Below are 6,992 nucleotides of genomic sequence, written 5' to 3' on the forward strand. Positions count from 1 at the left end.
AATTTCCCATCTAATCACGATTATTTTTCTTAGAATTATTATTTTCAGACAAATAGATTCTGACCTTTCCCCCCTGTTCAAGCTTTACACCCGGTTTAGGTGCTTGATCGATAATATAGTCACCTGTCCCATTTGTTTCAATCGATAAGTTCGTCATGTATTCCATTAAATCACTTTTCTCTAATCCTATTAAATCCGGAACTTCTACTTTAGGTTGGTCTGGCCATAAGTAGTCTTTATCCATCCCATCTTCTCTTGGCTCAACTCCCATTGCCCGTAAACTGTCACCAATAATGGTTCCGACTATAGGTGCGGTTACAACCCCTCCAAATTGCAGAGTATCTTTAGGATTATCAATAGCAACATACACAACAATTTCGGGATCATCAGCCGGGGCAAACCCGATAAAAGAAACGACATGGTTATTTGTCATATATCTTCCATCAGGACCTACCTTTTGAGCTGTTCCAGTTTTCCCGCCAACACGATACCCATCTACATATGCTGGTCTACCAGTACCTTTTGCAACAACACTTTCTAATGCGTGCCGCAACTCTTCGGAAGTTGATTCGGAGATGACTCTCCTTTTGAGGTTTGGCTCAAATGTATCCACTACCTCTTCTGTTCGTGGATCGATCCACTCACTAGCGATATATGGCTCATATAAATTTCCTCCGTTAACAGCAGCTGCCACCGCCATAACTTGTTGTATAGGCGTTACAGAAACACCTTGGCCAAAAGCAGTTGTCGCCAATTCTACAGGGCCAACATTTTCTGGCTTGAATAATATTCCATTCCCTTCTCCTTGTAAATCTATTCCTGTTTTTGTCCCAAATCCAAAATTTCTAATATAGGAAAATAGCTTCTCTTTCCCTAATTCTACACCCAAGTTGACAAATCCAGGGTTACATGAGTTTTGAACCACTTCAAGATAGGTCTGACTACCATGTCCACCACTCTTCCAACAATGGAGATGGGCACCACCTACTTCTATATCCCCATCATCATGAAAACGATCCTCTTCTAAATCAACCTGATCCTCTTCTAGCGCTGCTGCTAGTGTTATAATTTTGAACGTTGATCCAGGTTCATAAGTACTCCAAATTGGTAAGTTGCGATTATATATTTCTGCCTCAACTTCTTGATAATTTTCAGGGTTAAAATTAGGTCTGGTAGTCATACCAAGAACTCCCCCCGTTTTGGGGTTTACGGCTATTGCAAGCGCACCATCCGGATTATACTTTGCGACAGCCAAATCTAGTTCCCGTTCCATAATTGTTTGTACTTTAGAATTAATTGTTGTTTTAAGATTTAAACCATCCTGAGGTGATTTGTATACATCAGCAAGTTGTTCGAGTCTTCTCCCTTTTGCATCTGAATAATACGATAAACTCCCTGATTCTCCGCTTAACTCTTCATCATAATATAGTTCTAGTCCCATAAGCCCCTGATTATCTATTCCAGCAAACCCCAATACATGTGACAAATAGTTGCCATATGGGTAATGTCGTTTTGAATCTTTTGCTAAGTAAATACCCTTTAAATTCAGCGTTCGTAGGGCTTGTTCTTGTTTGTCTGTTATTTTTCTCCCTTCAGGATTAATACGTATAATTCTTTCGTCCTGTGTGACAGCTTTATATGCTTCATCTACCGGTATGTTTAGTATTTCGGCTAGTCTTTCAGCTGTTTCCTGTGGATTTTCAACTTGTCTAGGAGCAATCATAATTGTTGGAGCAGTAACGTTTCCAGCTAAAACCTCACCATTCTCGTCCAAAATATTACCACGTTCAGGTTCAAATTCAATATCTCTCGACCATGATTCATTTGCCATACCCGACAGTTTGTCTCCAATAATAAATTGGACATATCCTAATCGAACATCAATAATTGCAAAGAACAAGAGTCCAAAAAGAAAAACAGTAACTATTCGTTTTCTTACCGTTACAGCAGATACACGTTTCATCTTCCATCCCCTTTTCATAGGTAGGCTTGTATCCACTATATGAACGAAAAAAAATGAATAGAACACTGTTTATTCTAGCTTAGGTAATTACAAAATTAGGAGCCTGTGGATAATTTATTAACTGTTTAAGCCACTTCTAGCTCCGACGTATAGGACAAGGAATGCTTCTTCTAAAGCTATTTTCGCAAGCATTGTTGCTTTTTCATCTTCATAGTTGATGTAAACTGCGACGTAACTTGATGTGACGGTTAACCTACCGCTACGGAAATACACTTCGCTTTCACCCATCCGGGTACAAGTGCGACATCTGCTTCGTTTCACTGCGCAGTGTCTTCTACCCGTGGGCGGCTGATGAGCCTCCTCGAGCTAACGCTCTCTGGGGTCTCAGGCTAGGCCTCTGCTCCCACAGGATAAGGAAAGCTACATAGCTAGACATCGCACGCAGAAAATCGGTTTGTATTTTCAAGGAGTCTACGGGTATTTCCTCCGCTGTTATTTCCGTTACTGTCGTGGGACTGTATCTGTATTAATAAAACACCTTACCAGTTCGGGTGAGCGGAGGGCGGTGACTCCTGCGGGAACAGCACGTGTCCGGAGACCCCGCAGAGTGGTTTTCTCGAGGAGGCTGAGGCCGTGCCCGCGGAAAGCATCCGTCCGTAGCGAACCCGGACGGCGGCATAGCACAACTTATGGAAATCAACCAAGCGTTATGTCGCAGTTTACATCTATTCTCTCAAAAGCAACAAGCTTTACAAAAACAGTCTATTCTAACAATCTATTCCTTTATGAGAACCATTTTATTCTTCTCTAGTTATTCTCATCACTTGCATCTTCTCGATTATTTGTGTCTGGCGTAATTTCCTCTGTGGTAGGTTCATTAGGCGGTTTTAGCTCCACTCCCAGATAACTATCTTTCTTTACTGAGGAGCCTTCCTTAATGCTTTGTGTCATTACATAACCATTTCCAATTATCTCGATATCCAACTCTAGTAGATTTGCAAGCTGTAACACTTCTCTCATAGACCAACCAGTTATATCTGGCATCACAGGCTGATCTGTTACTAAGATAATTCGATCGTTTGGAAATAGTTGACTCCCTTCTTTCGCGTTTGCATCGAGTACTTTATTGCCAGACCCAATTACCGTTATGTTTAACCCCTTTTCCTCCAATGATTGTTTGGTAGAAGAAGTGTTTGTTCCTATTATTTTAGGTAATTCAATAGATTTGACAGGATTAGTCGAATCTTTATCAGGTTCAATGTTTAAATAATGTAAACTATTCTCCATTACATTTTTAAATATGAAAGACACTGGAACAGAACCAGCTTGATAATCATCCAGTTCTGGTTGCTTCACCGAAACATACATCATTAATCGCGGATCGTCCTTTGGTGCCATCCCTAAGAAGGAAAATACGTAATTTTCAGCTCCTGTTAAATAGCCACCACCATCTGGATTCGGTACTTGTGCTGTTCCGGTTTTTCCAGCTACTGAATAGTCATCAAGCTGATACCGATTTCCTGTACCGTTCCCGGAAGTAACAACAGACTCTAATAAATCCATTACTTGCGCTGCTGTACTATCAGAGATAGGTTCTCCAACTACTTCTGGTGACTTTTCCATTTCAACTTTCCCAGTATTGCCATCTACAATTTTAGAAACAACATATGGTTGTACCATTTTCCCACCATTCGCTATAGCTGTTGCAGCCTTCATTTGCTGGATAGGTGTAAGTGTTGATCCTTGACCAAAGGCTGTAGTTATTTTATCTCTTGGATAATTATATGATATTTGTCCTGCTACTTCACTTGGAAGGTCAATATCTGTCTTTTTATCCAAATCAAATGCTTGTAAATACTCTAAGTATTTTTCTGTCCCTAATTTTTCCCAAACAAGTTTAGATGCAGCAACGTTGGATGACCTCTCAAAACCCTCATCATACGTGATAGGTCCCCAGCCTTCTCCATTATTGTGATCATGTACTGGTCTAATATTATCACTTATGGAGTATTCACCGGATTCAAACCATTCATCTTCTTTGTAGACATTTTCTTCTATTGCAGCTGCCCAAGTAAACATCTTGATCGTTGAACCAGGTTCAAAAGGAGTAGAAATTGCGTCATTGTACCAATTTTCTACATTTGAAGGATCATTTGGGTTATAACTTGGTCTATTCCCCATCGCAACAACTTCACCAGTCTTAGGATTCATAATAACTGCGGTGATCCGTTCTGGATTAAATTCTTCATCCACCTGAGACATAGCATCCTCGAGTAACGTTTGAACCTTTTGGTCGATTGTTAAATGAACATCTTTCCCGTCTTCTGGTTGCTGTATCACTTCATTAGGATCAAGTAGTTTTGTATTATAATTATCTCGTTGATAAGATATATGACCATTCTTTCCGCCTAGGAGATCATTCATTTCATTTTCTATCCCGTTAACACCTGTTATATTACCTTCATCATCTTTGCGGGCAAAACCCAGTATGTGGGAAGCAAACGTACCATTTGGATAATAACGAATAGCATCTTTTGTAAAATTAATTCCTGGCAGATCAAGGTCTTCAATGTCTTCTTTTGTTTTTTGTGAAAGTTCTGTTCCATTAGATCCAAATTCTACTTGGAATTTTTCATTATCAATGCCATTTTGTATGTACGTTACAATTTCACTTTTTTCCATATTTAATAGAGGAGAAAGCGCTTCCGCTGTTTTTTGCGGGTTTTCTACGTGCTTTGGCTCCTCTAAATTTTCCGAGTACAATTCATCTGTAATCGCATATATGCTAAATGTCGGTCGATCATAAGCTAGGGCCATTCCATTGTTATCCAAAATATTACCGCGCTCAGCTTCCAACGAATAAGATGCGGTTCTCTTTTTATTAGCCCACTCTTCCAATGAAACATCATTTATTTCACCGGAAGCCTGTATATATAAAAATCTCCCTGTTAATACCAGAAAAACCGCAACAAAAGTGATTATCAGTATTCCAGCCATAAAGTGTGTCGTTTGATTTTTTTTCATAACAAATCCGCCTTAATTGTTAAATGCGCTTGCTTGTTTCACTTCTGCATTTTGGATGGTTAAGCCATTTTCCTTAGCAATTCTTGTAATACGTTCTGGTCTGCTTAGTTCTTTCATTTCAAATAGCAGTCCTTCATTTTTTACTTGCTGATGTTGAACTGTTTGTTCTAATGACTGTATATTTCTGTTTAGAGTATCTGTTGATGAAGAAAAGGAGGTAATAAAAATGGCTGCAATAATCAAACCCATACCAACAACAGTATACAATAATTTCTCACCTTTTGTGATCCAACCTTGCTTATGTACTTTGACAGCAACCTTTTTTTCTTTTTTTGGAGCTTGAGATGTGTAAGATTGTTCCCAACTACGAGCTTGATTTGCAATCATGATTTTTTCCACCCTTCTTTATACGAAAATTCGTTATTCCATTCCTTAACTTTTTCAACAATTCGCAGTTTCGCCGATCTAGATCTTCGATTAAGATCTAATTCTTCTTCGCCTGCAATAATAGGTTTTCTTGTAATACTTTTGAACGGTGCTTCATGATCTACTGGAATTACTGGTAAATTCCGAGGTACTTCTTTTGGAGTACTCCATTTTTTAAATGCTAATTTACACAGTCTGTCCTCCAGTGAATGAAACGTGATGACAACAATGCGACCACCGATATCTATTTGACTTGCCGCTTGGTGCAGCGCGTCATTAAATGCTGCCAATTCATCGTTTACCGCAATACGCAAAGCTTGAAAAATACGCTTCGCTGGATGACCACCCTTTCGTCGTGCTGGAGCTGGTATTGCATCCTTAATTATTTCAACCAATTGATGTGTCGTATCAATTTCATTATCATTACGAAATTTTTCTATCTTACGAGCTATTTGTTTGGAGAATTTTTCTTCCCCATATTTGAAAAAGATTTTAACTAATTCATTGTAGGACCATGTATTAACGATTGTATGAGCGTCCAACTCTTGCGTTTGATTCATACGCATATCAAGCTTTGCCTCATGCTGATAGCTAAATCCTCTGTCACCACGATCTAACTGAGGTGAAGAAACACCTAAATCAAATAATATACCGTCTACTTTTTCAATATCCCTTTCCGCTAGCTCCCTTTTTAAACTTCTAAAGTTTGCATGAACAAAGGTTATACGATCTTGAAAAGGAGTTAACCTTTTTTTTGCCGCTTCTAATGCGTCTATATCTTGATCAAATGCCACTAATAAACCATTTTCACTTAATTGGGATGCAATTCGTTCAGAATGCCCTGCTCCACCAACTGTACAATCTACATATGTTCCATTAGGTTTAATAGCTAGACCCTCGATCACTTCTTCTTTTAATACACTGTAATGTTCAAACATGAAAACACCCACTTTAGTCTGGTAAATACTCTAAATATCAAAATCCATAAGGTTTTCTGCAATCTCAGAAAATGACTCTTCCGAATCATTAAAGTAATCTTCCCAGTTTTCATTTGCCCAAAATTCGATTCGATTGGAAACACCAATTACAACACAGTCTTTATCTAAAACAGCATATTTACGTAATGGCCCAGGAATATTTATTCTTCCCTGTTTGTCCACTTCACATTCCACTGCTCCTGAAAAGAAAAAACGTGTAAATGCTCTTGCATCTTTTTTAGTTAGTGGAAGCTTCTTTAATTTTTCTTCTAACAATTTCCATTCATCCATGGGGTATGCAAATAAACATTTATCAAGTCCACGAGTCACAACAAAGCTCTCACCAAGTTCATCACGGAATTTGGCAGGGACTATAATTCTCCCCTTTGTATCAATGCTATGTTGGTATTCTCCCATGAACATATAGTCCGCCCCACTTTCATATTGTCATGTTACCACATTCCCCCACTATCCACCACTAATATTTCAAAAAATAATTATTAAGTTTAGAAATTGGTACAAGTGTCCTATATTATAAACATTAGAAAACTTGGCTTATCGCCAAGCCTTAATGGGTCAAGTAGGAGGGGACCTTTCCTCAA

Annotated in this window: 6 protein-coding genes; all 6 read right to left on the reverse strand. The window is 38.8% G+C overall.

Features of this window, described 5'->3' with window-relative positions; all coding sequences use genetic code 11:
* Window positions 1–10: 10 nt before the first annotated feature.
* The 6 genes from ACFQ3N_RS06610 to mraZ all read right to left on the reverse strand — a co-directional run bounded on the left by ACFQ3N_RS06610 (window position 11) and on the right by mraZ (window position 6,813).
* Window positions 11–1,963, reverse strand: a complete 1,953-nt coding sequence (locus ACFQ3N_RS06610; protein WP_390360713.1) for a stage V sporulation protein D — start codon at window positions 1,961–1,963, stop codon at window positions 11–13.
* A gap of 117 nt (window positions 1,964–2,080) precedes the next feature.
* Complete coding sequence (locus ACFQ3N_RS06615; protein ID WP_390360715.1) at window positions 2,081–2,251, reverse strand: hypothetical protein; 171 nt, start codon at window positions 2,249–2,251, stop codon at window positions 2,081–2,083.
* Between the two features lie 519 nt (window positions 2,252–2,770).
* Window positions 2,771–4,987 (reverse strand): penicillin-binding protein, encoded by a 2,217-nt coding sequence (locus tag ACFQ3N_RS06620; RefSeq protein WP_390360717.1) that lies wholly within the window; start codon window positions 4,985–4,987, stop codon window positions 2,771–2,773.
* A gap of 12 nt (window positions 4,988–4,999) precedes the next feature.
* Window positions 5,000–5,374 (reverse strand): cell division protein FtsL, encoded by a 375-nt coding sequence (gene ftsL / locus ACFQ3N_RS06625; protein ID WP_390360719.1) that lies wholly within the window; start codon window positions 5,372–5,374, stop codon window positions 5,000–5,002.
* Window positions 5,371–6,351 (reverse strand): 16S rRNA (cytosine(1402)-N(4))-methyltransferase RsmH, encoded by a 981-nt coding sequence (gene rsmH, locus ACFQ3N_RS06630; protein ID WP_390360721.1) that lies wholly within the window; start codon window positions 6,349–6,351, stop codon window positions 5,371–5,373. Before rsmH ends, ftsL begins: the two co-directional genes overlap by 4 nt.
* 30 nt (window positions 6,352–6,381) lie before the next feature.
* Window positions 6,382–6,813 (reverse strand): division/cell wall cluster transcriptional repressor MraZ, encoded by a 432-nt coding sequence (gene mraZ, locus ACFQ3N_RS06635; protein WP_390360723.1) that lies wholly within the window; start codon window positions 6,811–6,813, stop codon window positions 6,382–6,384.
* Window positions 6,814–6,992 lie beyond the last annotated feature (179 nt).

Origin of the sequence: Virgibacillus byunsanensis, from assembly GCF_042675965.1 — a bacterium.
GTDB classification, from domain to species: Bacteria; Bacillota; Bacilli; order Bacillales; family Amphibacillaceae; genus Virgibacillus_R; species Virgibacillus_R byunsanensis.